The organism is Sorangium sp. So ce295 (genome assembly GCF_051527405.1).
GTDB lineage: Bacteria > Myxococcota_A > Polyangia > Polyangiales > Polyangiaceae > Sorangium > Sorangium cellulosum_B.
Map to the genome: position 1 here is coordinate 229,569 of NZ_CP150324.1, position 26,998 is coordinate 256,566.

General features: G+C 71.0%; 22 protein-coding genes. 13 read left to right on the top strand and 9 right to left on the bottom strand.

From position 1 onward, the window contains the following. Nucleotides 1–306: 306 nt before the first annotated feature. From WMF11_RS00900 to WMF11_RS00930, 7 genes are all read left to right on the top strand, one after another. Complete coding sequence (locus tag WMF11_RS00900; protein WP_437976104.1) at nucleotides 307–1,218, top strand: ABC transporter substrate-binding protein; 912 nt, start codon at nucleotides 307–309, stop codon at nucleotides 1,216–1,218. Further along, nucleotides 1,215–2,123, top strand: a complete 909-nt coding sequence (locus tag WMF11_RS00905; protein ID WP_437906518.1) for an ABC transporter permease — start codon at nucleotides 1,215–1,217, stop codon at nucleotides 2,121–2,123. The genes WMF11_RS00900 and WMF11_RS00905 overlap by 4 nt, the downstream gene beginning before the upstream one ends. Beyond that, nucleotides 2,099–2,887 (top strand): ABC transporter ATP-binding protein, encoded by a 789-nt coding sequence (locus WMF11_RS00910; protein WP_437976105.1) that lies wholly within the window; start codon nucleotides 2,099–2,101, stop codon nucleotides 2,885–2,887. The genes WMF11_RS00905 and WMF11_RS00910 overlap by 25 nt, the downstream gene beginning before the upstream one ends. Further along, entirely contained in the window at nucleotides 2,884–4,236 is a 1,353-nt protein-coding gene (locus tag WMF11_RS00915) for an LLM class flavin-dependent oxidoreductase (protein ID WP_437976106.1), read from the top strand. The genes WMF11_RS00910 and WMF11_RS00915 overlap by 4 nt, the downstream gene beginning before the upstream one ends. Nucleotides 4,237–4,565: 329 nt before the next feature. Then, nucleotides 4,566–5,888 carry a S41 family peptidase gene (locus WMF11_RS00920; RefSeq protein WP_437976107.1) on the top strand — a complete coding sequence of 441 codons (1,323 nt, stop codon included), beginning with the start codon at nucleotides 4,566–4,568 and terminating at the stop codon, nucleotides 5,886–5,888. Between the two features lie 137 nt (nucleotides 5,889–6,025). After that, a complete protein-coding gene (locus tag WMF11_RS00925) occupies nucleotides 6,026–6,664 on the top strand; it encodes a peroxiredoxin (protein WP_437548705.1) in 639 nt (212 codons plus the stop codon). Beyond that, complete coding sequence (locus tag WMF11_RS00930; protein WP_437906522.1) at nucleotides 6,664–7,974, top strand: hypothetical protein; 1,311 nt, start codon at nucleotides 6,664–6,666, stop codon at nucleotides 7,972–7,974. Before WMF11_RS00925 ends, WMF11_RS00930 begins: the two co-directional genes overlap by 1 nt. 93 nt (nucleotides 7,975–8,067) lie before the next feature. On the opposite strand, the gene WMF11_RS00935 is transcribed toward WMF11_RS00930, so the two are convergent. The 3 genes from WMF11_RS00935 to WMF11_RS00945 form a co-directional block, all read right to left on the bottom strand. Further along, nucleotides 8,068–8,616, bottom strand: a complete 549-nt coding sequence (locus WMF11_RS00935; protein ID WP_437906523.1) for a hypothetical protein — start codon at nucleotides 8,614–8,616, stop codon at nucleotides 8,068–8,070. A 181-nt stretch (nucleotides 8,617–8,797) separates the two neighbouring features. Next, complete coding sequence (locus WMF11_RS00940) at nucleotides 8,798–9,205, bottom strand: cupin domain-containing protein (protein ID WP_437976108.1); 408 nt, start codon at nucleotides 9,203–9,205, stop codon at nucleotides 8,798–8,800. 191 nt (nucleotides 9,206–9,396) lie between these two features. Beyond that, complete coding sequence (locus WMF11_RS00945; protein WP_437976109.1) at nucleotides 9,397–10,089, bottom strand: alpha/beta hydrolase; 693 nt, start codon at nucleotides 10,087–10,089, stop codon at nucleotides 9,397–9,399. 243 nt (nucleotides 10,090–10,332) lie between these two features. On the opposite strand from WMF11_RS00945, the gene WMF11_RS00950 reads away from it, so the two are divergent. Together WMF11_RS00950 and ilvE are read left to right on the top strand one after the other, a co-directional pair. Next, nucleotides 10,333–11,046 (top strand): IclR family transcriptional regulator, encoded by a 714-nt coding sequence (locus WMF11_RS00950; RefSeq protein WP_437548713.1) that lies wholly within the window; start codon nucleotides 10,333–10,335, stop codon nucleotides 11,044–11,046. Between the two features lie 5 nt (nucleotides 11,047–11,051). Then, the gene (ilvE, locus tag WMF11_RS00955; RefSeq protein ID WP_437976110.1) at nucleotides 11,052–11,942 is read left to right on the top strand and encodes a branched-chain-amino-acid transaminase; all 891 of its coding nucleotides are present in this window, start codon (nucleotides 11,052–11,054) and stop codon (nucleotides 11,940–11,942) included. A 95-nt stretch (nucleotides 11,943–12,037) separates the two neighbouring features. Here the strand turns inward: ilvE and WMF11_RS00960 are convergent, their stop codons facing one another. Beyond that, a complete protein-coding gene (locus tag WMF11_RS00960; protein WP_437906527.1) occupies nucleotides 12,038–12,949 on the bottom strand; it encodes a LysR family transcriptional regulator in 912 nt (303 codons plus the stop codon). Nucleotides 12,950–13,645: 696 nt separating this feature from the next. On the opposite strand from WMF11_RS00960, the gene WMF11_RS00965 reads away from it, so the two are divergent. The 3 genes from WMF11_RS00965 to WMF11_RS00975 all read left to right on the top strand — a co-directional run bounded on the left by WMF11_RS00965 (nucleotide 13,646) and on the right by WMF11_RS00975 (nucleotide 19,234). Next, nucleotides 13,646–15,208 carry a hypothetical protein gene (locus WMF11_RS00965; RefSeq protein ID WP_437906528.1) on the top strand — a complete coding sequence of 521 codons (1,563 nt, stop codon included), beginning with the start codon at nucleotides 13,646–13,648 and terminating at the stop codon, nucleotides 15,206–15,208. 154 nt (nucleotides 15,209–15,362) lie between these two features. Continuing rightward, nucleotides 15,363–17,303 carry an ABC transporter ATP-binding protein gene (locus WMF11_RS00970; protein ID WP_437976111.1) on the top strand — a complete coding sequence of 647 codons (1,941 nt, stop codon included), beginning with the start codon at nucleotides 15,363–15,365 and terminating at the stop codon, nucleotides 17,301–17,303. Next, nucleotides 17,300–19,234 carry an ABC transporter ATP-binding protein gene (locus WMF11_RS00975; protein ID WP_437976112.1) on the top strand — a complete coding sequence of 645 codons (1,935 nt, stop codon included), beginning with the start codon at nucleotides 17,300–17,302 and terminating at the stop codon, nucleotides 19,232–19,234. The genes WMF11_RS00970 and WMF11_RS00975 overlap by 4 nt, the downstream gene beginning before the upstream one ends. On the opposite strand, the gene WMF11_RS00980 is transcribed toward WMF11_RS00975, so the two are convergent. Both WMF11_RS00980 and WMF11_RS00985 read right to left on the bottom strand, forming a co-directional pair. After that, on the bottom strand, nucleotides 19,220–19,645 hold the full coding sequence (locus WMF11_RS00980; RefSeq protein WP_437548723.1) for an organic hydroperoxide resistance protein: 426 nt from the start codon (nucleotides 19,643–19,645) through the stop codon (nucleotides 19,220–19,222). The two genes, WMF11_RS00975 and WMF11_RS00980, sit on opposite strands and share 15 nt — an antisense overlap. Before the next feature lie 231 nt (nucleotides 19,646–19,876). After that, complete coding sequence (locus WMF11_RS00985) at nucleotides 19,877–20,485, bottom strand: VOC family protein (RefSeq protein WP_437906531.1); 609 nt, start codon at nucleotides 20,483–20,485, stop codon at nucleotides 19,877–19,879. A 127-nt stretch (nucleotides 20,486–20,612) separates the two neighbouring features. Here WMF11_RS00985 and WMF11_RS00990 point away from each other — a divergent pair, with 127 nt between their 5' ends. Then, nucleotides 20,613–21,275, top strand: coding sequence for a TetR/AcrR family transcriptional regulator (locus WMF11_RS00990; RefSeq protein ID WP_437906532.1), 663 nt, complete (start codon nucleotides 20,613–20,615; stop codon nucleotides 21,273–21,275). A 76-nt stretch (nucleotides 21,276–21,351) separates the two neighbouring features. On the opposite strand, the gene WMF11_RS00995 is transcribed toward WMF11_RS00990, so the two are convergent. From WMF11_RS00995 to WMF11_RS01005, 3 genes are all read right to left on the bottom strand, one after another. Beyond that, nucleotides 21,352–22,611, bottom strand: coding sequence for a PAS domain S-box protein (locus WMF11_RS00995; RefSeq protein WP_437906533.1), 1,260 nt, complete (start codon nucleotides 22,609–22,611; stop codon nucleotides 21,352–21,354). A gap of 233 nt (nucleotides 22,612–22,844) precedes the next feature. Next, nucleotides 22,845–23,600 (bottom strand): glutathione S-transferase, encoded by a 756-nt coding sequence (locus WMF11_RS01000; protein WP_437906534.1) that lies wholly within the window; start codon nucleotides 23,598–23,600, stop codon nucleotides 22,845–22,847. Nucleotides 23,601–23,701: 101 nt separating this feature from the next. Beyond that, nucleotides 23,702–26,989 (bottom strand): protein kinase domain-containing protein, encoded by a 3,288-nt coding sequence (locus WMF11_RS01005; protein WP_437976113.1) that lies wholly within the window; start codon nucleotides 26,987–26,989, stop codon nucleotides 23,702–23,704. Nucleotides 26,990–26,998: the final 9 nt, after the last annotated feature.

The window sequence follows — 26,998 nt, forward strand, 5'->3', positions numbered from 1 at the left end:
CGAGGCCCATCCCGGCGTCTCCCGAGCGCTCCTCTCCCCCGCCGGCTGGGCGGCGGGCAGGGCGGCGCCTGGGCATCCGCGAAACGGCACCGCTTCCAGCCGCGCACCGAGGTCCATCTGCGCTCGTTCATCGACAGGATTCGCTCACTCGCGACGTTCGCGGCGCTCTCCGCGCTTCCTGCGCTGATTGCCTCGTCCGGGTGCAAGCGCGACGGCGAGGCGAGCGCCGCTGTCACGCTCGCCCCGGACGCCCCGATCCCGGCCGAGATTCCGCGCGAGACGCGGCTCAGCATCGGTGATCCGACGGTGCAGAAGCAACTCCAGCTCTCCGGCGACATCGACAGGCTGCCCTTCCGCGTCGACTGGCAGAACATCAGCGGAGGACCGCAGACCATCGAGGCGTTCCGCGCCGGGGTGCTCGACGCGGGCGCGGTCGGCGACACGCCGCCCATCCACGCCACCTTCACCGGGGTCGACGTGAAGATCCTCACCGTGCAGGTCCGGGAGAAGCCCATCTACGATCTGGCCACCGCGCCGGGCGCGCAGGTCGCGTCCATCGACGACCTCCGCGGCAAGAAGATCGCGTATTCGCCGGGGCAGGCGCAGGGCGCGCTCGTGCTGCGCGTGCTGAAGAAGGCCGGGCTGTCGCAGAAGGACGTGACGCTCGTCCAGCTCGGGAGCACCGAGTTCAAGGAGGCGCTCACCAGCCGCCAGGTCGACGTCGCGCCGCTGTCCGGCGTCACCCTGCTGCGTTATCTCAACGAGTACCGCGCCGAGGGCGCCTCGTCGATCGCGCACGGCGTCCGCGACAACCTGGGCTTCCTTCATGTGCGCGCCGAGGTGCTCAAGGACGCTCACAAGGCGGCCGCGCTGGTCGACTATGCGAAGTGGCGGGCCAGGGCCCAGCTGTGGGCCTACGCGCACCCGGACGCGTGGATCGAGGCGTATTACGTCAAGGATCAGGGCCTCTCGGCGAAGGAAGGGCGATTCCTTATCGAGGCCGCCGGCAAGCCGCAGGTTCCGCGCGACTGGTCCGAGGCGATCGCGTTGACCCAGGAGACCGCCGATCTGCTCGCCGAGGCCTCCGGCCAGAAGCGGTTCGAGGCCAGGACGATCTTCGACCTTCGATTCCAGACGATCGGAGCGGAGGTGGCTGGCGCCGCCGAGGGCGCCGGACCGACGGACCGGCCGGCGACGGCCGACAGGAGCACTCCATGACGACCGCACTGCCCACGAGCGCCGCCTCGCCGCGCCTCGCCAGCTTCCCGGATCTCACCGCGAGCGCGGACGTCTCCGCGCCGCCGTCCGGCGCCCCGACCGGGCGCCGCGTGTCCAGCCGTCGCTTGCGGCGCCGCCTGGGCCCGGGGCGGCGCATCCCGTACGGCCTCGCGCTCGGCCCGGTGCTGCTGCTCGCGCTCTGGGCCGCCGCCTCGGCGACGGGCGCGCTCGACGCGCGCGTGCTCTCCGCGCCGTGGACCGTGGTGACCACGGCCCACGAGCTGATCGCCGACGGGCGGCTCCTGTCCAACCTGCTCACGTCGGCGCAGCGGGCCTTCCTGGGGCTCGCGCTCGGGGCCGGCCTGGGCACGGTGCTGGCGCTCCTTGCCGGGCTGACGCGCGTCGGGGAGGCGCTGCTCGACGGGCCGGTGCAGATCAAGCGCGCGATCCCGACGCTGGCGCTCATCCCGCTGCTGATCCTCTGGTTCGGCATCGGCGAGCAGATGAAGGTGCTCACCATCGCCCTCGGCGTCGTCATCCCGGTCTACGTCCACACCCACGCGGCGCTGCGCACCATCGACGCGCGCTACGTGGAGCTGGCCGAGACGGTCCGCCTGACGAGGTGGCAGTTCATCCGGAAGGTGGCGTTGCCGGGGGCGCTTCCGGGCTTCCTGATGGGCCTGCGGCTGGCGGTGACCGGCGCGTGGCTGGCGCTCGTGGTGGTCGAGCAGATCAACGCGACGAGCGGCGTCGGCTACATGATGTCGCTGGCGCGCTCGTACGGGCAGACGGAGATCATCCTCCTCGGCCTCGTCGTGTACGGGCTGTTCGGCCTGGCCTCCGACTCGGCCGTGCGGCTCATCGAGCGAAAGGCCCTGTCATGGCGCCGCATCCTGGCCGGCTGACGGCGGCCCCGCCCGCGGTGCGGATCCGCGGCCTGGTCCGCCGCTTCGGCGCCCGCGTGGTGCTCGACGGGATCGATCTCACGATCGAGCGGGGCGAGTTCGTCGCGCTGCTCGGCCGCAGCGGATCGGGCAAGAGCACCCTGCTGCGGGCGATCGCCGAGCTGGACGACGAGGTGACCGGCTCGGGCGAGCTGCACGCGCCGGACAACCGGGCGGTCGTGTTCCAGGACACGCGGCTCTTGCCGTGGGCGCGGGTGCTCGACAACGTGATCCTCGGGCTCGACGCGCCGCAGGCCCGGGAGCGGGGCCTGGACGCGCTCGCGGAGGTGGGGCTCGCCGGGCGGGAGCGCGCGTGGCCCGTCGAGCTGTCCGGCGGCGAGCAGCAGCGGGTGGCGCTGGCGCGGTCGCTGGTGCGCGATCCGGAGCTCGTGCTGGCCGACGAGCCGTTCGGCGCGCTCGACGCGCTGACCCGCGCGCGCATGCACGACCTCCTGCGCGAGCTGTGTGCGCGGCACCGGCCGGCCGTGCTGCTGGTCACCCACGACGTCGATGAGGCGATCGCGCTGGCCGATCGGGTGCTTGTGCTCGAGGGCGGCCGCATCGCCGAGGAGCGGCGGATCGATCTGCCGGCGCCGCGCCCGCTGCGCGATCCGCGGTTCCTCGCCCACCGCGAGTCGCTGCTTTCGGCGCTGGGGGTCGCGCCGGGCGCGGCCGCTGCCGGAGATCCTGACGCGAACCCTGAACTGGAACGGAGTTCCCCGTGACCCAACGACCCGGACAGCTGCATCTCAACGCGTTTCTCATGAGCGTCGGCCACCACGAGGCCTCGTGGCGCTTGCCGGAGAGCGATCCGTTCGCGAACACGAGCGTCGCGCACTTCAAGAACCTGGCCCGCATCGCGGAGCGGGGGAAGCTCGACTCGGTGTTCCTCGCCGACAGCCCGGTGCTGTGGAACAACGTCGGTCGGAGGCCGGCCGGGACGCTGGAGCCGACGGTGCTGCTCGCGGCGCTCGCCGGGGTGACCGAGCACATCGGGCTGATCGCGACCGCATCGACGACGTACAACGAGCCGTTCAACCTGGCCCGGAGGTTCGCCTCGCTGGACCACCTCAGCGGGGGTCGGGCGGGCTGGAACATCGTCACGACGGCGGGCGTGGACGCGGCGCGCAACTTCAACCTGGACGAGCTGCCGGCGCACAGCGACCGGTACGCGCGGGCGGCGGAGTTCATCGATGTGTCGCTGAAGCTGTGGGACAGCTGGGGCGACGACGCGCCCCTCGGCGACAAGGAGAACGGCGTCTGGGGCGATGACCGCAAGATTTACCCGCCGCGGCACGTGGGGCGGTACTTCAAGGTCGAGGGGGCGCTCAACGTGCCTCGCTCGCCGCAGGGGTATCCGCTGCTCGTGCAGGCCGGCTCGTCGGACGACGGCAAGGAGCTGGCGGCGCGGTACGCGGAGGCGGTGTTCACGGCGCAGCAGACGCTGGAGGACGCGCAGCGGTTCTATGTCGATCTGAAGGGGCGTGCGCGCGCGCTGGGGCGCGATCCGGGGTCGATCAAGATCTTGCCGGGGATCGTGCCGGTCATCGGCGCCACGGAGGCCGAGGCGCACGCGCTCGACGCCGAGCTCGATCGGCTCATCAAGCCGGAGTACGCGAAGCGCCAGCTGGCGCAGACGCTGCGGGTGAAGCCGGAGGAGCTCGACCTCGACGCGGAGCTGCCGCGGGATCTTCCGAGCGAGGATCAGATCGAGGGGGCGAAGAGCCGGTACACGCTGATCGTGAGCCTGGCGCGGCGGGAGCGGCTGACGGTGCGCCAGCTGATCGGGCGGCTGGGCGGCGGCCGCGGCCACCGGACGTTCGCCGGCGCGCCCGAGCAGGTGGCGGACGCGATCCAGCACTGGTGGGAGCAGGGGGCGGCCGATGGCTTCAACGTGATGCCGCCGGTGCTGCCGTCGGGGCTCGAGGCGTTCGTCGAGCATGTGGTCCCGATCCTGCAGAAACGAGGGCTGTTCCGGACGGACTATGCGGGGAAGACGTTGCGGGACAACTATGGGCTGCCGAGACCGGCAAACCTCAACCGCGGTCGGGATCTGGTCGCGGCGGCAGAGTGATTTGTATTACAATAAACCTCAACCTCGGTCGGATAAACCTCAACCTCGGTCGGGAAACGGACGGCAAACCTCAACCTCGGTCGGGATCTGGTCGAGGCGCAGAGTGAGATAGGCCACAGTTGGCAGCGGCGCCGGTCGGGGAATGAACCGCGGCTGAACCCAATCCCGGTCGGGTCGAACCGCCAACCCAACCCTCTTCAGGGGCCAACCTCGGTCGGGGATCGACCCGCAACCCCGCGCGGGCTGCCGGCAAACCCAACCCCGGTCGGGGCGAACCGCCAACCCAACCCCGTTGCTCGCCCTTTCCCTTTCGTGGTGTGCTGAGGCGCATGCTCGCCTCGAAGCTCGTCGCGGTCCTCTCCGCATGCACCCTCGCGCTGGCCGCCGCCGCGACGGGAGGCTGCACCGCCTCGGACGGTGACGCGGAGCCAAAGGCAGACTGCTCGCTGCAGGGACAGAACCAGTTCCTGTTCGAGCTGATGAAGGACGCCTATCTCTGGTACGACGGCGTACCCGACCTGGACTACCGGGCGTATCCCTCGCCCGAGGCGCTGCTCGTGGATCTCGTCACCGAGCCGCGAGACCGCTGGAGCTACATCTCGACCAAGAGCGTCGACGACGCCTTCTTCCGGGAAGGGCAGACCCTCGGGTTCGGCATGCGGTGGAGCTTCGACCAGGAGGACATCCTCCGGCTCGCGCTGATCCAGCCGGGCTCGCCTGCCGGAGAGGCCGGCCTCCGGCGGGGCGACGCGGTGGTGGCGATCAACGGGCTCGACGTCGAGCAGGTCGTGAGCGACGACCTCTGGGAGGAGCTCGCGGGCCCCGACGAGGAAGGGTACGAGATGTCGCTGACGATCGAGCGCGCGGACGCCGAGGCCTTCACGGTCGCGCTCCGGAAGGCGTGGTATGGCATCACCACGGTCGTGAGCCCGCGTGTCCTGCAAACGGGGTCCACGACCGTCGGATATCTCATGCTCACCACCTTCATCGAGCCTTCGGTGAGCGAGCTCGACAGCGCCTTCGCCCTGTTCAGGGAGAGCCAGGTCGACGAGCTGGTGCTCGACCTGCGCTACAACGGCGGTGGGCGCCTCTCCGTCGAGAGGCACCTCGCGAGCCTGATCCACCGTCCGGCGGAGGCCGGCGCGCTGCTCGACATCACCGCGCACAACGACAGGCACGTCGACTGGGACAAGCGGGAGACGTTCGACGACCTCGACCAGCCGCCGCTCCCCCTGTCCCGGCTGGTCGTCATCACGTCCGGCGGGACGGCCTCCGCGAGCGAGTCGCTGATCAACAGCCTGCGCGCCTACATGGACGTGAAGATCGTCGGCTCGACCACCCACGGCAAGCCCGTCGGCATGTACGGATGGGACAACTGCGACATGGTCGTGCACCCGATCGCGTTCCGGGTGCTCAACGCCAAGGAAGAGGGCGATTTCTACGATGGCCTCCCCCCCGACTGCGCCGCCGACGACACGCTCGGCGCAGAGCTCGGCGACGCGGGCGAGACGTGCCTCGCCGAGGCCCTGCACCTGCTGGAGCACGGCGCGTGCTCGACCGCGGCGCAGCCGGACGGGGCGAGCGAGCGCCGCGCCCCGCCGCCGCGGGAGATCCCGTGGCGCGGCCTCCGCCGCGAGGTCGGCGCGCTCTGAGGCGCGGCGCGGTGCGGTCGAGCGCGCCGGCCGCGTCCCGGCGCGAAACACCGCCGCTCCCGGCTTGACACCCTGAGCGGCTTGACGGAGATTCCTCCGCCATAGCGGAGACTGGGCCGCGGCCAGGAGGGAATGTCATGAGCCTGCAACTCGGAAGCATCGCGCCTGATTTCGAGCAAGAGTCCACGCACGGGACCATCCGATTCCACGAGTGGGCCGGGAGCTCGTGGGTGATCCTGTTCTCCCACCCGAAGGATTTCACCCCGGTTTGCACGACCGAGCTCGGCGCGGTCGCCAACCTCAAGGCGGAGTTCGACAAGCGCGGCGTGAAGCCCATCGCGCTCAGCGTCGACGACGTCGACTCGCACAGGCGCTGGTCGGTGGATATCGAGGAGACGCAGCGAACGAAGCTGAACTACCCGATCCTCGCCGACGTCGACCGGAAGGTGTCGGGCCTTTACGGGATGATCCACCCGCAGGCGAGCGACACGCTCACGGTGCGCTCGGTGTTCGTCATCGATCCGAACAAGAAGATCCGCGCGACGTTCACGTACCCGGCGAGCACGGGGCGCAACTTCGACGAGATCTTGCGCCTCATCGACTCGCTCCAGCTCACGGACAGCCACTCCGTGGCGACGCCCGCGAACTGGAAGGACGGCGATGAGGTGGTGATCGTCCCCTCGCTCCAGGACCCCGCCGTCCTCGCGCAGAAGTTCCCCAAGGGGTACAACGCCGTCCGCCCGTACCTGCGCCTCACCCCGCAGCCCAACCGCTGATGCGGCGTGGCGCCGCCGGTGCGCGCGGGGCGTCGGCGCGACGCCTCGCCGCGCTCGCGCTCGTGTTGCCGGCGGCGTGCTCGCGCGCGCCCGCGCCCGAGGCGCTCGGGGCGAGCGGCGGCGGGCCTGCGCCGGCGGCGCGGGCCGCCGGCGCCGGCTGGAAGCTCGTCCACCACGAGACCTTCGATGCGCCGTTCCAGGAGCCCGCGGCGTGGACCGAGGATCGGTATGGTGACGAGAGCCCCTATCACGTCGATGTCTTCGACGAAGATGGTGAGTTCTTCTCCGCGCGGGGCGGCGAGGTGTTCCGGGAAGGCCTGCGGAGGTTCCGATCGTTCCGGAAGTCCTTCACCTATGGCGAGGGCGGCTGGCTCACGGTCGAGCTGTATGGCCGCGACAGCGACCGCGACGGCGTCCCCGAGACAGGCGGCCGCTTCGAGGCGGCGGGCGGCAAGGCGAGGCTCGTCTCCACCCGCCATTACGACGGCGCGATCCTCCGCTCGACCGCGCCGCTGCCCGCGCGGTACCGCGTGGAGGTGACGGTCTCGAACATCGACTTCGGCGGCCTGCGCGAGGGCAGCTGGACGCACGGGGGCAAGACCAACGGCTACGACGGGGACGAGCTGGCCGACCCGTGGCGGTTCAGCGATCGCAGCGCCGCGCCGCGGTCGGCGACATTCGATAACGGTGTTTACTTTCTCTGCATCACCGATTACCCGCGGCCGGCCCCTCACAACAACGTCTTCATCCATCACCACCGGAAGGTCGTGATGGACACGGACAGCAACTTCGGCGAAGACGGCCCCTGGTCGCAGGTCTGGAACCCCTCGACCGGCCGGGCCGAGCAGGACGGATCACGTTATGTGAGCATGATCTGGCTCCGCGGCGACGCGTTCGGGAGCCCGTGGACCGGAAATGGGTTCACGTCGTACACCGCGGGCGGGTGGAAGGACGGCCCCATCTTCGTGGACAAGTACCTCGACAGGGAGGCTTACGTGGTCACCGTCGAGCGCGACGGCCGGGGTTATGCGATGTCCGCGGCGGGCAGGTTCCACCACGGCGGCAGCACGACGTACGCCGCGCGGAGGGATTTCCGCGAGCCGCCGGTGACGTGGCACTACAACCAGCGCCCCGACGAGCTCGAGGCGGAACACCCCAACGAGACCGTCGATTTCGGCAAGACCTTCGAGACCTGGCCGGCGGGGTCGGCCTACCCGGATCACTTCTTCTTCGGTGATCCGCACATCAACTATTACGAGGGCACCGCCGAGTTCGACGACGTGAAGCTCTACCTGCCGGACGACGGGTAGCGCCCGCTCCGGCGGGCGGCGCTGGCCGGGCGCGGCTCCAGCGGCGGCGGTCTCCCCCAGACGAGCCGACCCGGAGCCTCCGGTCGAGCGCGTTCACTTGGGCGTGCACCCCGGCGAGAGCTTCAGGAGCGGTCCCGATGTGCAGGAGTCCAGGCCGAGCCGGAGGTCGGCTACCAGGTGATCGAGCGCCGACAGCGGTGCAGGCGCTCCGGCGTACTCGTAGAGGTGCGACGTCTCGAGACCACCGCGGCGCAGGCGCACCGATGTTGCGCCGCCGTCGGCGCAGTCAGGGCAGCCGTAGCGGCCGTCGAGGGCGACGCCCGAGAGCGCGTCCTCGATCTCGTCGAGCTTTCGCGCGCCTTCGTCCGTCAGCGTCGCCAGGTTGGAGCGGGGACAGCCCTGGTTGCGCGTGCAGGCCGTGAGCGAGAGCTCGACGCCGTCGCGGGACACCGTCGTGACGCACTCGCCGGCGCAGAGACCGAAGGAGTATTTCGTGGAGAGCCAGATCCCCTCGGCCTCGGACGAAGCGCCGAGCGACTGTTGCTCAGGCGCTGCCTCCTCCTCGGAGCCGAGAGCGCAGCCGGCGGTGAACGGGAAGCTAGCGACCAGCGCAAGGACCTTGAAGAGCGTGTTCAGTTTCATGCCCGCGGCGGCTGGCAACTGCTGTGCCACGAGCCAGGACGCCGCGTGTGGCTCCGGTGCGGGCGGCGTCCTGCGGCCGGGCAGAACAAGACTGCACGCCCGCCCGCCTGGTTGCGCGAGGCAGGCGAGCTCGCCGGAACGCGGCGTGCGGCCTGGCTCAGCCTGCGCAGCGACATGAACGTCAGACCTCGCGCTTCTCGCGAGCGAAGCGGTGCTGATCCCACGGCAGCTCGATGCGCTCGCCGGCAGGCGTCTCCACGGTGACCGGCGCTGCGCCGAGCGCGGCGACGACGTGCATCTCTTCCTCACCCGTGTTCGCGATCTGGTGCGGGACGCCCGCCGGCACGATGAGCGTCGAGCCCGGGCCGAACGTGAGGGCCACTCCATCGATCTCGCATGTCCCGGAACCGCGGAGGACGACGATCACCTCCTCACATGCGTGCCGGTGACGCGGCGTTTGCGCGCCCGGCGCAACGGTCTGCATCCACACCTCGAGCGTCCGGAGGCCGTCGCGAGGGCCGGCGAGGGTCTGGTGCGCGAGCCCGGGCAGGCTGAGCTTCTCGATCGAGGCGATGTTCAGGACAGTCATGGCTTGATCCTCCACGGCAGCGTCGTGCGCGGGTCTGCCCAGTGCGACAGGCCGTCGCGACAGGCCGCCCTGCTCGCTGGATACGGAAGCCCTCCGCCTCCGTTTCGCTGGCCGAGCCGAAATGTCGATGCGGCTCCGGGGGCCGGGCGCGGGCGATGGCCGCCCCGACGTCGCCGCGCGCCGGCGTCGGCTCAGCCGGCCGCGGCCGCGACGATGTTGCGCACGAGCGCGGCCACCTCGTCCGGCTGCGACAGGAACGGAGAGTGGCCCGCGTCGAGTCGCCGCACGTCCCTCGCGCGCCGCGACATCGCCTCCTGCGCGAACACCGGGATGGCGTTGTCGCGCTCGCAGATCACGTAGGTGGAGGGCAGCTCCTGCCAGGCCGCGGCCCCCAGCGGCTCCGCGAAGGACGCCCTGGACTGGGGCCGCAGCGCCGCTGCCGCGGCGGCCGCGACCTCGTCGCTGCAGTCGTTGTAGAAGATGTCGCGCGCGCGGTCGGGCATCATCGTCCGGCCATCCGCGGAGGTGATCCACCATGGCGGCTCCTGGCCTCCGATCGCCGAGAGCAGGGATTCCCCCGGGCCGAGCATGAACGCGCACACGTAAACGAGGTGGGCGACGTTGCCCGCGCGGGCCGCCACCTCCGTGACCGGCAATCCCCCGTAGGAGTGCGCGACCACGACGGTCTCGCCGGGCGCCTCGGCCAGCGCCGCCCGCACCGCCTCCGCGTCCCCCGCGAGGCCGCCCGCGGCGGGCCCGACGCTCTGCAGCTCTGGCACCCGGACGTCGAGCCCGCTGGCGAGCAGCCGACACGCGACCTGGGACCAGCAGGACGGGCTGTGCCAGGCGCCGTGGACGAGTACGACCGATGAGATCTTGCGCATGTGCTCCTCTCCTCCGCAGCTCACGGCGGGACCGAACACGCTATCCGACCCCCTCGAGCGACACCAGCGCGCGTCGCCCGCAGCGCTGAGCCCGCTCCCCCCCGCGCCTCCGCCTGCCCCCGGGCGCCGACGCCCGCCACGCCGCGGGGATCCCGCGGCGCCGCGCCGCGCCGCGCCCTCGACCGAGGCACGGGATGGAGCTATACCAATAATCGGAACGTCATTCCGAATAGTGGAACTAGCATGGAGCGATCCGGGACGGTCGACAAGGCGGTGCGCGCCCTCGAGGCGCTGGGCGAGGGCGGCGGGAGCGCTTCGCTCTCGGAGCTCGCGGGGCGGCTCCGCATGCCGAAGGCGACGCTGCACCGGCTGCTCGCGTCGCTCGCCGCGCACGCGCTGGTGGAGCAGGACGGGGAGGGGCGCTACCGGCTCGGCGTCGGCCTGATCCGGCTCGGGCTCGGGGCGCAGGGGCTCGACGCGGTCGCGCGCGTCGCGAGGCCCGAGCTGGAGCGTGCGGCGCGCGCCTTCGGCGAGACGTTCTTCCTCGTCGCCGCGCGCGCCGGCAGGCTCGTCGTGCTCGACAAGGCGGAGGGCACGGGGCTCCTGCGCGCGGCGCCCACCGTCGGGGCCGAGGTGCCGGTCGACGTCACCGCGAGCGGCCGGCTCTACCTCGCGCACGCGCCGGAGCTCGTGGGCGCCGCGGGCGCGGACCCGGCCATGCTCCGCGCCGCGCGGCGCGCCGCGAAGCGCGGCTACGACGTCAACGAGGGCGCGTGGATCGACGGGCTCACCGTCATCGCGGCCCCGGTGCTCGCGCGCGGCGGCCTGCACGGCTGCGTCGCCTGCGCCGCGGCCGCCCAGAGCCTGCGCGGCGATCGTCGTGACGCCGCGGTGAATCACACGCGCGACGCCGCCGAGCGGGTCGCGCGCGCCCTCCAGGGCGAGGGCAGGAGGTGAACGGCATGAAGACATGGATCGATGGGCGGATCGTCGACGCTGCGGACGCGACCGTGAACGTGACCGATCACGGGTTGCTCTACGGCGACGGCGTGTTCGAGGGCATGCGCGTCGCGGCGGGGCGCGTCTTCCGGATCGAGCGCCACCTCGCGCGGCTCGAGATCGGCGCGAGGGCGCTCGGCATCGCGCTCCCGCGCTCGCTCGACGGGCTCCGCGCCATCGTCGAGGAGACGGCGCGCGCGCACGGCCAGCCCGAGGCCTACGTGCGCCTCGTGGTGACGCGCGGCGTGGGCCCGCTCGGCGTCGACCCGACGACCTGCGAGCGGCCGGGGCTGTTCTGCATCGTGGGGGCCATCCGCCTCTTCGACGACGAGCAGCGGCGGCGCGGCCTCGAGCTCATCACGTCGAGCCACAGGAGGCCCAACGCGGACGCGCTCGACATGCGGATCAAGAGCCTGAACTACCTCGGCTCCGCGCTCGCGAAGCTCGAGGCGAGGCAGCGCGGCGCCGACGACGCGCTGCTCCTGAACGCGCGGGGCCACGTGGCCGAGGCCTCCGTGGCCAACGTGTTCGCGCTCCGCGGCGACGTGCTCGCGACGCCGCCGGCCACCGACGGGTGCCTCGAGGGCATCAACCGCGCGGCCGTCATGGAGCTCGCGCGCGGCGTCGGGCTCACGGTCGTGGAGCGCTCGATCGGGCGGCTCGACCTCTTCGCCTCCGACGAGGCGTTCCTGACCGGCACCGGCGCCGGCGTGATCGCCGTCAGAAGCCTCGACGGGCGCACCATCGGCCGCGGCGAGCGCGGCCCCGTCACGGCCCGCCTGACCTCGCTCCACAGGCAGCTCGCCGAGACCGAGGGCGCCCCGTTCATCGCGGCGCCCCGCGACCCCGGTTGAACGAAGGCGCCGGTTAACCGGTTCATTTTTGCATCAATCGGCATGCCGGCTCGCCCCTGATCCTGCGAGCCCTGGCCGCCGCGCTGGAGAGCGCGTCAGCTGTCGCGGGCGATCTCCGCGAAGACGCCGCGCAGCCAGGTGTGCGCCGGGTCCTTCGCGTGCCGCTCGTGCCACACCTGATCCACCGAGAACCCGCCGAGCTCCACGGGCGGCTTCATGACGTGCAGCTGCTCCATCTCCGCGAACACGCGCGCGATGCGCTCCGGCACGGTCAGCACGAGATCGGTCTGGGCCACGATGTGGGCCGCCACGAGAAAATGCGGGATCTGCAGCGCCACGCGGCGCGAGAGCCCTCGTTCGGCGAGGACCTCGTCCACCCGGCCTCCGCCCTCGCCGCGCGGGCTGATGAGCGCGTGCGGCAAGCTCGTGTACGTCTTGAGCGTGAGCTTGCCCCGGACCGCGGGGTGGCTCCTCCGCACGACGCACATGTAGCGCTCCTCGATGAGCCTTTGCCGGTAAAACCCCGCGGGCAAGGCGGGGAGCAGGCCGATCGCGAGATCGACCTTGCCTGTCTCCATGGCGCTCCACATCTCGCTGTCGTAGGGGCGCGCGACGAGGTCGATGAAGGGCGCCTCGGAGACGAGCTTCTGCACGAGCCGCGGCAGCAGGATGAGCTCCACGTAATCGACCGTGGCGACGGTGAACGAGCGGCGCGCCGTCGCGGGCTCGAAGCGCGGGCTGCGCGCGACCGTCGCCTCGATCTTGGCGAGCGCCTCGCGGATGGGGCCGATGAGCTCCTGCGCGCGCGGCGTCGGGATCATCCCCCGCGGCGTGCGCACGAGGACGGGATCGTCGATCAACACGCGGAGGCGCCCGAGGGCGTGGCTCATCGCCGACTGGCTCAGCCCGACGCGCGCCGCCGCGCGCGTGACGCTCCCCTCCGCCAGCAGGGCGTCGAGGACGACGAGCAGGTTCAGGTCGATGGAAGCGAGATGCACGGGATGCATGGGGCCCATGCTACTAATGAGTTGGAAGGGCGCCATCGGCTGACCTAAAGGTTGGCCATTGAGCCGGCACGGTCACTGACCTCACCGAGAGCGGTGGGGGGATGCCGCCGGCCTTCGCGCCCATGTCCCGCTTCGATCTCCCGAGCGCGCCCGCGGAGCCGGGCTCACGGCTCCTCCTCGCGCCCGCTCCGCCCGCCGTCATGGCGATACCCGGCGATGCCGCAGGCCGATCCGCCGGGGGATGTCGTCTCCTGATCCTGTTTGTAAAGGTTCGTTAAGAAGTCAGATTTGTGCTGCGAACGTTTGTGAACGTTGCCATGTCTGGTCCGGTCCGCTAAGTAATCGCCGCCTGAGATCGCCTGTGGCGCGATCCCCGCAAGGGGTCGTATCGAGGCGGAGCGGCCCGAGCGCGCTTGTCGCATGGAGCGCGCGAGGACCGGGCCTCGAGCGCTCCGGAGTGCCTCCAAAGCCGCGCGGATGGCCTGGATCGGCCATCTCGCCCGCAGCGCCGGCGCCGCGTCGGCCGCTGGCAGTCGGCCGCCGTCCGCCGTCGTGGCGCCAGGTCGGTTTCACCTGTGTTTCGCCGGTGTTGCCGCCGAACGGCGCGCCGCATCCATGAACGCCGTGGTTCGGAATCGGTGTCGAACAACCGTAACAGGAAGAGAGAGCGTCATGCCAAGTCCGAGATTGAGTTCCTTGATCCTCGCTCCCATCGTCTCTGTTTCTCTCCTCGCCTCGTGCGCGCCGTCCGCGCCGGAGTCCGCGCCGGAGGGCGAGGGCGAGGTAGAAACCCTCGGCGCCGCGTCGAGCGCGCTCACGGCTCAGCAGCGGCTCGCGGCGTGCGACCAGGATCCTCGCGTGATCGCCGGGCTCGTCACGAGGGAGATCTGCGCGGGCGCCGACATCTTCTTTCGCGAGACCTTCGAGGGCAACGGCCGCTCCTGCGGGACGTGCCATCCTGTCGGAAACAACTTCACGATTGACATCCCCTTCATCGACGCTCTGCTCGTCGATAACCCGCTCGACCCGCTGTTCGTCTTCGAGCAGGACCCGGGGCTGACCGATCTCGAGACGCCCGAGCTGAAGACGCTCGGCCTGATCCGCGAGAACATCGACGGCTTCGACGATCTCGACAACAAGTTCTCGATGCGCGCGGTCCCCCACACGCTCTCGCTGGCGACGAGCATCACGCCGGACCCGGTGGACGGGATAACGAGCCCGCCGGTCCATCGCACGGGCTGGTCGGGCGACGGCGCCCCGGGCACCGGCTCGCTGCGCGAGTTCCTCACCGGGGCGGTCACGCAGCACTACCCGACGGATCTCGGCCGCGAGCCGGGGGTGGCCTTCCGGCTCCCGACGGAGCAGGAGCTCGATCTGACGCTCGCCTACCAGATGAGCCTTGGCCGGACGAACGAGCTCGACCTCACGCAGGTGAACCTCGCCGATCCCGAGGCGAACGAGGGGCGGCAGGCGTTCCTCGACCCGGCGCGGGGCCGCTGCAATGTATGCCACTCCAACGCGGGCGCGAACCACCTGGACACGGGGCGCAACCGCAACCTGGACACCGGCACCCGGAAGGCCCCCGCGACCGGCACCATCGGCGCGTTCGACGGCGGCTTCGGCGGCTCCGGGCTGGCCTCGCCCAACATCGATGTGCTGGACATCGGTTTTCTCAACGGGTTCGGCGACGGCACGTTCAGCACCCCGCCCCTCATCGAGGCCGTGGACACGCCGCCGTTCTTCCATACCAACGCCTTCGGGAACCAGATCGAGGGCGCGGTGGCGTTCTATATCTCGAACTTCTTCAGGGATTCGCCGGCCGGCCTGGAGCTCGAGGCGCGGTTCGGCAGCCCCATCCAGTTCCCCGACACCGACATCAACAAGATCGGGCGGTTCCTTCGCGTGCTGAACGCGGCGTTCAACCTCGACATCGCAAGGCAGCGCCTGAACGCCGCCCAGGTGCTCGTCCAGCAGTTCCACGACACGCGCGCCGACGTCCAGAAGCGCCTGATGGAGCTGGCCGAGGCCGAGATCGACGACGCGCTGGAGGTCCTCGACGCCGGCGGCACGCCGCTGCACCCCGTCTCCACGGATCGCCTCCAGCTGGCGAAGACCGAGATCGCGGCGGGCCTCTCGGCGGCGACCTGGTCGCAGCGCCAGGGCCGGATCTCGAACGCGATCTCGCGCGTCCAGAACGCGCGCGATCAGTTCGGATCGAACATCAACTTCCAGCTCGGCAAGGGCAACCTGATGTACTAGCGGCGCGCCAGGAGCCCTGTCAGGGCGCTGGCCCGGCGGTCCAGGCGACACGCGGGCCGCGCCCCGGGGTTCGTGTCCCCGCCGCTGGCGAACGCCGCACAAATCGGTAGCTTACGGGCCCCGGCATGGCCGGAATGCCAGGTGCCCTGCGCTGATGTTGTCCGGTTCACGTCCTGATGTCGTTTCCCTCGCTTCGCCTGAAACAGGGCGCTCCCGCGAGGGGGGCTCGCTCCTGCTGCGGCTCCTCGGGCTGAGCTGGGCCTACCGGGGGCGCGTCCTCCGTGTCCTCGGCTACCAGATCATCCTGCTCTCGCTGGGGCTCGCCGGGCTCGGCTTGACCGGGCTCGCCATCGACATCCTCCGCCACCGGCTCGATCCGTCGATCCACCTCCCCGAGCTGCCGGCCGGCGCCGGCCTAGGAACGCTGGTCGACGCCGAGCGTGAGCCCATGCGCGCGGTCCTCTCGATCGGCGCCGCCATCCTCGCGATGGCGGCCGCGCGCGCGGTGATCAACTACGGTTACGCGCTCTCGGTGGGCTACCTCGTCCACATGGAGATCGTCCCGGATCTCCGGGCGCGGGTGTACGACAAGCTCCAGCGGCTGAGCTTCCGGTTCTTCGACGCCAACAAGAGCGGCTCGCTCATCAACCGCGTCACCGGCGATGTGCAGCTCGTGCGCTCGTTCGTGGACGGGGTGCTGCTCCCGAGCGTCATCATGGTCCTGTCGCTCGGCGTGTACGTCGCGTACATGCTCCGCGCGCACGTCCTGCTGACGCTCGCGTGCCTCGCCCCGACGCCGCTCCTCTGGATCGCGAGCACGCTCTTCGCCCGGTGGGCGCAGCCCGCCTACCTGCGCAACCGGGAGCTCGTGGACCGCATGGTCCTGAGCTTCACGGAGGGGCTGCAGGGCATCCAGGTCATCAAGGGGCTCGGGCGAGAGCGCGAGGCCCATCGCCGCTTCGACGAGCGCAGCCGCGAGGTGCGCGAGCAGCAGCAGGAGACGTTCCGGACCGTCAGCGTGCTCAGCCCGACCATCGATCTGCTCGGGCAGATCAACATCGTGATCCTGCTCGGCATGGGCGGGCTGCTCGTCACGCGCGACCGGCTGACGCTCGGGCAGCTCGTCGTGTTCGCCGGCATCCTGCAGCAATTCTCGGGGCAGATCGCGAGCATGGCGACGATCGTCAACACAGCGCAGCAGAGCTTCATCGGGGCGAAGCGCGTCTTCGAGGTGCTCGACACCCCCGTCGAGATCACGAGCCCCGAGGCGCCGGCGCGCCCCGCGCGGGTGGAGGGGCGCGTCGTGTTCGAGCGCGTCACGTTCGGGTACGATCCGGAGAGGCCCGTCCTCCACGACGTCCACCTCGACGTCGCGCCCGGGCAGTTCGTCGCGGTGATCGGCCCGACCGGCGCGGGCAAGAGCACGCTGCTCAGCCTGATCCCGCGCTTCTACGATCCGACGTCGGGGCGCGTCCTCCTCGACGGCATCGACCTCCGGCGCCACGACCTCGACGAGATCCGCCGGCGCATGGGGGTCGTCTTCCAGGACAACTTCCTCTTCAGCAACACGGTGGCGGCGAACATCGCGTTCGGCGCCCCGCACGCGACGCGCGAGCAGATCGAGCGCGCCGCGGTCATCGCCTGCGCCCACGAGTTCATCCGGGAGCTGCCCGAGGGCTATGACACCGAGCTCGGCGAGGCGGCGGCCAACCTCTCGGGCGGCCAGCGGCAGCGGCTGGCCATCGCGCGCGCGGTGCTGCTCGACCCGCCGCTGCTCCTGCTCGACGACCCGACAGCGGCGGTGGACGCGAGCACCGAGCGCGAGATCCTCGACGCGATCCTCAGCGCGACGCGGGGGCGGACGACGATCATGGCGACGCACAGGGCGCACCTGCTCCGCCGCGCGCACCAGGTGATCGTGCTCGACCGGGGCCGCGTCGCCGAGCGGGGGACCCACGAGGAGCTGCTCCGGCGGCGCGGCCACTACGCGAGCGCCCTCGCGCTGCACGACGCCCACGCCTCCGGGGCGCGGGCCGACGACACCCCCTCGCGCCGCGCCGCCGCGGCTGCGCGCCCTGCCGAGGACCCGGCGTGAGCCGCGCGGTCGACGCGCCGAGCCGCCCCGCGACGGCGTCGAGGACGGCGTCGAGGACGCCCCGCTCCGCGGCCGAGGCGGCGCCGATCGACGCGCGCCTCGGCCTCGCGCGCGTGGCGCTCGAGGACGAGGCGGACCAGCACCACCGCACGCTCGATCTCGGGCTCGCGCGGCGGGTGTTCGCCTTCACCCGCCCGTACGCGCGCAAGCGGAACGCGCTCTTCGCCCTCGTGGTGGTGAGGTCGATCCAGCTCCCGATCCTGACCTGGGCGGTCGGCGCCATCATCAGCGGCCCGGTGGCGCGGCGCGACGAGCGCGCCACGCTGCTCGCCGTCCTCGGCTTCGCGGCGCTCGTGCTCTTCACCGAGATCGTCTTCCACTACCGCGCGCGGCTCGCGCTCGAGCTCGGCGAGGCGGTGGTGTTCGACATGCGCGATCGGCTGGAGAGCCACCTCCTGCGCATGCCGATGCGCTTCTTCGTGAAGACGAAGGTGGGGCGCCTCATCGGCCGCATGACGTCCGACATCGACGCGATCCGGGTGGCGGTGCAGGACGTCGTGTTCGTGAGCACGGTGAACCTCGGCACCATGGCGGTCGCGATGGCGCTGATGGCCCACGCGCACTGGCAGCTCTTCCTCGTGGTGGTCGCGATGGTCCCCGTCTTCTGGGGGCTGATCGTCTATTTCCACAAGCGCCTCGGGGCCGCCCACCAGCGCGCGCAGGAGAGCTTCACCCGCGTGACCGCGACGCTCGCCGAGTCGGTCACGGGGGTGCGCGTGACGCAGGGCTTCGTGCGGCAGGACATCAACGGCGGGCTGTTCCGCGCGCTGATCTTGGACCACTCCCGCTACAACATGGATGCGGCGCGCCACTCGGCGACGTTCCTCCCGCTCCTCGAGTTCAACGGGCAGCTGTTCCTGGCCGTCCTCGTGGTCGTCGGCGGCTATCAGGCCCTTCACGGCGCGATCGAGCTGCACGTGCTCGTGGAGTTCTTCTTCCTCGCGAACCTCCTGTTCAACCCGATCCCCGTCCTGGGCAACCAGTACAACCAGGCCCTCACGGCGATGGCGGGCGCCGAACGGCTCTTCCGCGTGCTCGACACCGCGCCCGACTGGCCCGACGAGCGCGGCCTCCCGGCGCTGCCCCCGGCGCGCGGCCGGGTCGTGTTCGAGCGGGTCCACTTCGCCTACGATCCGGGCAAGCCGGTGCTCCATGGCGTCGATCTCGTCGCCGAGCCGGGGCAGATGATCGCGCTGGTCGGGCACACGGGCAGCGGCAAGACGTCGATCCTGAACCTGCTCGCGAAGCTCTACCTGCCGACGGCGGGGTCGATCACCGTCGACGGGCACGATCTCGCGGCGACCTCGTCCGCCTCGCTGCGCGCGCAGCTCGGGCTGGTGCTGCAGAGCAACTTCCTCTTCAGCGGGACGGTGCTCGACAACGTGCGCCTGGGCAACCCCGCCGCGACGGACGCCGAGATCCGCGACGCGGCGCGGGGCCTCGACGTGCTCGACATGCTCGACGCGCTGCCGGACGGCCTGGGCACCGAGGTCGGCGAGCGCGGGACGGCGCTGTCGCTCGGGCAGCGGCAGATCGTGTGCTTCCTGCGCGCCATGGTCGCCAATCCGCGCATCGTGCTGCTCGACGAGGCGACGAGCGCCGTGGACGCGCTCACCGAGGCCCGGCTGCAGGCGGCGCTCGGGAGGCTCTTGCGAGGGCGGACGAGCTTCGTCGTGGCCCACCGGCTGAGCACGATCCGGCACGCCGATCGCGTCGTCGTGCTCGACCACGGTCGGGTCGTCGAGCAGGGGACCCACGCGGAGCTGCTCGCGCGCGGGGGAGCGTTCGCGGCGCTCCACCGGGAGCTCGTGAATGAGGGGCCGGCCCCCGTGGAGGGGGCGCGCGGCGTCAGAAGGTCAGGCGACCTCTAGACGGACGGGGACGTTGTTGCGGGTGGCGTTCGAGTAGGGGCAAACCTGGTGCGCCTTCTCGACAAGCTGCTCGGCTTGCGACCGCTCCAGGCCCGGCAGCGCGATCCGAAGGCCGATGTCGAGGCCAAACCCGCCCTCGGAGCGCGGGCCGATGCCGACGGTCGCCGTCACGGTGGCCTCGGCCGGAATGCGGGCCTTCTCCTGCGCGGCCACGAACTTGAGAGCGCCCAGGAAGCAGGCCGCATAACCCGCCGCGAACAGCTGCTCCGGGTTGTTCCCCTCGCCGCCAGCGCCGCCGAGCTCCTTCGGCGTCGAGAGCTTGACCTTGAGAGCACCGTCGGCAGTGGCAGCGTGGCCATCGCGGCCGCCATTGGCCGTGGCTTGCGTCGTGTACTTCACGTCAACAGGCATTGGAGCGTTCCTTTCGTGGCGATGAGCCCGGTCACGGGCAGCGCGTCCCCGCCGGGCACGGCCCGACCGGGCAGCGCCGTTCGGGTACGCTCCCATAGTGCCCACGCTCCTCCCGGGCAACCGCGGGAGGAGACGCCACCCGGAAATCACGTCCGGCATCGACCGCGCGGCGTCATCCGCCTGTCATCCGCTTGCAGTCAGCTTGCAGTCCGCTGACTGCAAGCTTGCAGCTCACCGGCCAGCCCAGGTGTAGCTCAGCGCGGAGACGTCGGGCGCCCCGACCGGTATCTCCCCTGTGAAGCCGAGCGTGACGAGCTCGAGGCGGTTGCCGAATGGATCGTTGAAATAGAGCGACGCCTGGCCCGGTGGACCGAGCCGCGTCGGGCCGTACGTCGGCACCGAAGCGGCATTCAAGCGCTCCTTCCACGCGAGCAGCTTCCCAGGCGCGACCCAGAGCGCGCAGTGCGGATGATCCGCCTCGCGGGGCGGCTGCCCGATCGGCGACTCGAAGAGGTCGAACCGCGGGCCCCCGGCGAACACGACCGAGAGGTGGACCCCCCGCGCGATCTCGTCCGCAGGACGCCCCATCCGCTCGAGGAACGGGACGTCGACCCGCATCACCACGCGCGCGCCGAGCAGCCCGACATAGAACCGCTCGGCCACCTCGAGATCGGCGCACGGCAGCGTGAGATGATCGACCGCGCGCAGCTTGCCGCCCCACGGCGGAAGCAGGCGATACGCAAGGTGCGACCAGGCGAAGAAGAGACGCATCCCCACGCCTATCGCCTTTCGCTGGACCCGGGCGGCGAGCGGCGCGGTGGTGAGCTCCAAGGACGTCATGCATTTCCTCCATGCGATGGAAGTCAATCAATCAGTTGATTGACAATACGCGACGGCGGCCGGACGGTCAAGGCGCGCGCCGCGGGCGCTTGCTGGGACCGGAGAAAACCTGTAGCTTTGCGCGGACTTGGCGAAGACGAGACACGCCGCCTCGGCCAGCAAGACCTCGGCCACGGAGCTCGGTGCAGCGCGGCGGCGCGACCTGCTCGAGGCGGCGTATACGCTCATCGCCGAGAAGGGCCTCGAGGGGCTGCGGACGCGCGACATCGCGGCGCGCGCAGGGGTCAACATCTCGACGCTGCACTACTATTTCGGGACGAAGGACGAGCTCCTCGCGGCCATCGTCACGCACGTGACGGACAAATTCGTGGAGGCGCAGCGCCGCCCGGCAGGCCAGGGCGCCGCAGGGCCGGCGGACGCGCGCGCGATCCTGAGAGCGCACCTCGAGAGCGCATGGCGCACCTTCCAGGACACTCCGCACCTCACGGCCGTGCTGCAAGAGCTCTCCGTGCGCGCGCAGCGCGACCCGGCGGCGCGGACCGCGCTGAGCGCCGTCCACAAGGAGTGGAACCTCGCTGTCGAGCACCTCGTGCGGCAAGGCGTGCGCGGCGGACAGCTGCGCTCCGATCTGGATCCTCGCGCCGCGGCCCGCGTGGTCACGTCCTTCATCATCGGCGCCATGACCCAGCTCGGGATCAACGCCGAAGCGTTCGACTTTCACCTCGTCTCGGGCGAGCTCGAGCGATGGCTCGCACCCGCAGAGGGCAAGCGGGCGCGCAGCCGCGGGTGAGCGGCCCGACAGCCGTCGAGCGACGCAGAGGCGCTCCCCGCCTCCTCACGTCAGCTCGAGCGCGCGTCCGGGCGGCTCACCGCGCGCCCTCGGCGCCGCAGCGGGAGAGCGCGTAGCGCAAGGCGCTCTGGAGCACGCCGAAGGTCTTGAACCCTCCATCCGCCGCGCCGAGCTCCGTCATCGTCCGCGCGATCTCGGGCGAGATCCCGGAGACGAGGCAGCTGCTGCCGAGGAGGTTCGCCGCGCGCACCACGGCGAGGAGGTGCGCCACGGTCGCGGCGTCCACGGCGTTCACGCCGGTCAGGTCGAGGATGGCGAAGCGCGCGCTCGTCCGCACGATCTCGGTGAGGAGCCGCTCCATGATGTCATTCGCCCGCCCGGTCTCCACGGTCCCGATGATCGGCAGCACGAGGACCCCCTCCCACGCCTGGATGATGGGCGTGGACATGGCGCGCATCGTCTCCTGCTGCCGCCGCATCAGCGCCTCGGCGCGCTCGCGCTCGGCGTTCTCCGCCGCGAGCAGGCGGTTCTTCTCCTCGAGCTCCTCCGCGTGGATCTCCCGGCGCTGGAGCGCCTCCCTGAGCTCGGCCTCCAGCTGCTTGAAGGGCGTGATGTCCCTGATCGTGATCGCGACACCGTCGCTCAGCGGGATGACCTGATGCTGGAACCACCGATCCTTGTGCGCTGGACTCTCGCTCTGCTCCTCCTCGAGGAGCCGCTCGCCGGTCCGAACGACGCGCGCGTACTTGTCCAGCTGCTGGCGCGCGGCGGGCGAGAGCTCGCTGAGCCGCTTGCCGACGATCTCCTCGCGGAGCATCGACATCCCCGCGAGGGCCCTCTGGTTGGCGTCGGTGATCACGAAATCAACGAGTGTCCCGGCCTCGTCGAACACGCTCCGGAGCACGAAGAAGGCGTCCAGGCTCCCTTCGACCGCCGCCCGGAACCGGGACTCGGCCTCGAGCAGCGACTCCTCCGCGCGCTTGCGATCCGTGATATCGCGAGCGACGAAATAGACGAGCTCCTCCTCCGGGTGAACCGACGAGTTCCACTCGATCCACCGGTAAGAGCCGTCGCGACACCGGTAGCGGTTCGTGAACGTCACGCTGCCGCTGCCGCCGAACACCTGCGCCGACTCGGCCAGCGTGCGCTCTCGATCGTCGGGGTGCACGAAGTCGATGAACGGCGTCGACAGGAGCTCTTCGCGCGAGAACCCGAGCGTGCGCTCCCACGCCTGGCCAACCCGCTTGAAATGCCCGTCAAAACCGGCGGTGCCGATCAGATCCACGGACATCTCGAAGAAGCGGCCCAGCTCGTCCGTTTGCCACGCTTGTTTCATGGTAAATTCCACCGCTACCAGATCCGGGGTCCATGATCGAGCCTCTGGCGCGAGGCGAGGCCCAGCGCTGCGGACGCGCCTGCAAACGGTCGGGGGCGGCGCGCTGGACGACCGCGCTCCCGGTCAGTCGCCCTCAACGCCTGAAGGAGAGAGCCCCCGATGAAGCGCAGTGCCATGCTGGTTTGGCCGGGCTTCACCGCGCTTGAGACATCGCGCTCGCCCGACCGGGCAGGTCAGCTCGTCCGGTAGGCGCGGTAGAGCTCGTCGCGCCACGCCACCAGGTCGTCGTAGCGATCGCGCAGGTCGGGGTCGGAGAAGCACCGGCGGCTGGCGGCGCCGAGCTTCAGCTGGGCGGGCGGCGCCACGTTCACGAGGACCTGGCTTATCGCGATATCCGCGAACGTGAAGCGGCCGAGGAGCGTCCGCGGTGCGTCTCCGGACGGCGCCGCCCGCGCGAGGGTCTCGCGGATCTCCTCCAGCACGGCGACCTGCGTCTGCCCGTGCGCCTCGCCGTCGGTCTTGTGGCCGTCGTACTTGCGGAGGGTGCGGGCGACCCCCAGCGCTCCCAGCCGCGAGGCGAGGGGGCCGAGCGCGCGGCGGATCGGCCTCGGCGCCATCTCGGCGAGCGCCTCGTCGTCGGCCAGCATGCGCGTCAGCGCGCGGGCGCGCCCGGCGGAGAGGCCGCGCTCGGATAGGTCGATGAGCCGCGCGATGTCGGCCTCGTGCTCGACAGGGAACAGGGTCGGTCCCGCGCCGCGCCCGTCAGCCCAGCGCGCGATGTCGGCCGAGTCCCCGAGCACGCGCCCGTCGTCGGTGGTGAGCACCGGCACCGAGACACGGCCCGTGAGCCGGCGGAGCTTCAGCCGGAGCGCCGGCTCGCCGACGAGCGGCTGGTAGTGCCGGAAGGTGTAGGGGACGCGCCGGACGTCGAGCGCCCAGCGGGCCTTCTCCGTCCATGGCGAGAAAATGAGGCCAAGTAGCTCGGTCATGGCGCCGGCAGGCTACCACACACGGCCGCGCGCCTCCGGCCGATCGCTCGCGGGCAGCGGGCGCGGCCCGTCGGTGGGCCCTTGGCTCACTGCGAGCGATCTCACGGGCAGGCGTCGGTCTCGTCGGTCCCGTCGGTCTCCACCCAGATCGACTCGAGGTCGTCGAACCCCTTGAGCCGGAACGCGCCCGCTCGGCGGAAGTCCGCGCGCGACGGGTCGGGGAGCGCGGCGGCCGCGGAGCGCGAGAGCGTCACGCGGCCGGGGCGCGGCAGGCCGATCCCGGAGCTCGGCTCGTCCGCGCGATCCTCCTCGGTGACCGCCTCGATCCGGAAGAGCCGGTGGACCTCCCTGCCGATGACGTCGTGATCGCTCATGCGCACCCAGCCCCAGTGGACGACGAGGCGCAGCTGGGCAGGGTCGTCGACGGTGCCACGGAGCATGCGGGCCGCGTCGACGGCGCGGGCCACCGTGGGATAGACCGCGAGGTACCCATCGCCGGTCCCCTTCAGCAGGCGCGGGTTCGTCGCCCCTCGGAGGGAGCCGCGGAGCCGGTGAAGGTGGTCGACGAAGCCGGTGTCGCCGATGCTGCGGATCATGTGGGTCGACCGGACGATGTCGATGAGCAGCATCGCCACCTCCGCCCGGTCGGTCGGCTCCGTCTCCTCCCGCCGCTCGTCGGGGAAGAGCTCGAGGAGCGTGAGGTGGAGATCGTCCCAGTGGATTCGCTCGAGGTGCGCGCTGAGGCGGGCGAAGGTGGGGGAGGCGGCGATCGCCCGCCGCGCGGCGTCAGGGCCCTCGCCGTCGGCGACCTCTGTCGAGAGGCGGTCGAGGAGGGAGAACACCGCCCCGGCGATCTCCTCGTCGGCGTCCGGGCGCCGGAAGAGCTCGCGCTGGACGTCGACCACGAGATCCCAGTGGCGGGGCCAGGGCTCCCCGTGGCCGATGATCACGTGGCGGATCGCGTGGAATCGGCCGCCGCCGGGGAGCGGCTCGATCAGCGCGCGGAGGGAAGGGTGGAGCAGGTAATACCGCGAGCGCGGCAGCTCGTGGCGCGAGCCGGCGACGGCGTCGTGCGGCTGGCGAAAGCGCTGGACCTGGCGCTCGGCCCCCGGATCGGCGCCGAGCACCCCGAGGAGGCCGCACTCGAAGAGCTCGCGGAAAGGGTGGTAGACGTCGTCGGCGTTCCGGCCGTGGGCGTCGTAGAACGCGCGATCGACCTCATGAAACCTGCACCAGACCTCGACCACCTCGTCGTGGGTGAGGACGTCGCAGGGGAGGAGGCCGAGGAAGCGAGCCCGCTTGTCGCGGTGACAGAGCACCTCGAGGAAGACCCGCATCTCGTCGAAGATGTTGGCCACGAGGAGGCCGGCGCTCGTGCGCTGCACGATCTGCGTGAAGGTCCGCTCGTCGAGCGCCTGTCGGTTGCGCGAGATCTCGGAGGCGAGGATCACGAGGTCGCGCGGCCGCCCGAGGGTGTGGCGGTGGAGGAAGTCGAAGGTCGACTCGCCGCGGGCCGAGCGCCCCGCGCTCACCACGTCGAGGTGGATGAACTCGCGGAGCGGCAGCCGCTCGTAATAATACGTGAGCATCTCGAGCAGCTCGAAGAGCTCGTGCTTGGCGTAGCGGAGCGTCGACGTCGCGCCGTAGAGGTTGGTCTTGATGTCGGACTCGTAGGCGGAGAACGCCTCCTCGCGGATGGCGGCGAAGATCTTGACGTGCCGGTTGGCGTTCATCAGATCCCACGCGGCCTCGATCATGCCCGCTTGCATGTGGATCCACGCGGCCCGCGGGAGCCGCCGGAGCGCCTGATCGAGCTTGTCGATGAAGATGAAGACGCCGCTGTGGAGCGAGCGGAGCCGCCGCTCGAGCGGGCGCTCCATCGCGTCGACGACCTGGTTGATCTGGCGAACGGTCAGCGAGAGCAGCTCCTTCAGCACGATCGTCGGCTCGACAGGCCGGCCCTCCAGGAGCCCGCGCAGGCTCCGGGGGAGCGGCGCCAGATCCGCGGTATCGCCGGCGCCGGCGGCGCCGGTGGCCGCCGACTGGTAGGAGACGATCGACATGCGGAAGCTGAAGCTCCAGAGCCGCTTGCACTCGTGGAGGCCCGACATGAGGTCGCTCCGGGTCAGATCGACGCTGGGCAGATCGCCCATCAGATCGAGGTACGGCCGCCCCTCCGGGATGAACTGCACGGCGGCGTGGCGGCGCTCGCGGCCGGTCGCCGCCAGGTAGATCTCGCTGAGGACCGAGCGCTTGTACGTGAGGAGGAGGGTCTTGCCGAGCCCCTTGCTCCCCGAGACAAAGTGCTTGTTGGCGCTGTCGAGGAACTCGCGGACCACGGCGTTCTTGAAGGTCAGGTCCTTGAGGGCGCCGATATCGATCTGGTTGGCGTCCGAGGCCCAGCTCTGGTTCGTGGGGAGATCGGGCGGCGCGGGCCGGGGCTGGGGCGGCTCCGGCGGGCGCTCGGCGAGCGCCCGGAGGGCCTCGATGAGCTCGCGGGCCGAGGTGAACCGGCGGTCGAGGTCGCGGTGGGTCGCCCGGGCGAACCAGGCGTCAAAGCCGCTCGGGACGTCCGCCAGGCGCGACGGCGGGGCCGGGACGTCGAAGCAGATCTTGTGGACGAGCTCGAAGAGCGACTCGCCGCGGAAGGGCCGTTGCCCGGTCATGCACTCGTAGGCGATGACGCCGATCGACCACAGGTCCGCGCGGAGGTCGACCCCACGGGCGTCGGCGATCTGCTCCGGGCTCATGTAGCTCACCGTGCCCAGGGTGGCGCCGGCGTCCGTCTGCGGCGCTCCCTGGGGGTCGAGCCCGAGGTCACCGAGCTTGACGATCCCGAAGTCGAGGACCTTGCAGAGCGGTCCATCGTCGTCCTCGACGAGGAAGACGTTGGCCGGCTTGATGTCGCGATGGATGATGTCCATGCGGTGGGCCTTGGCGATCGCGCTGCAGACATCGCCGAGGATCGCCTTCGTCTCTTCATAGGAGAGCGGCCCGCGGGCGATCCGCTGGGCCAGGTCCTCGCCGCGAAGGAGCTCCATGGCGATGTAGGGCACCTGCGTGGCTGCATCGACGTTGAAGTCGAGGAGCTGCACGACGTTCTTGCTCCGCAGCTTCGCCGCTGTCTGCGCCTCGCGGAAGAAGCGGGCGCGCGCCCGCTCCGTGCCGACGATCGCCGGATCCATCAGCTTGAGCGCGACCGGCTCGCCGAGGCGAAGATCGGTTGCCCGGTAGACCCGGCCCATGCCTCCCTTCTTCAGGAGCTCGTCGATCCGGAAGTGCTGGCCGACGACATCCCCGGGGCCAACGCTCCTGGCCCCTGTCGAGTCGCTCCCGCGAGCGGATGGCTTGGTGGCCTGGTGCGGACGGCGGGCACTCTCATCCGACATGTCGCCCAG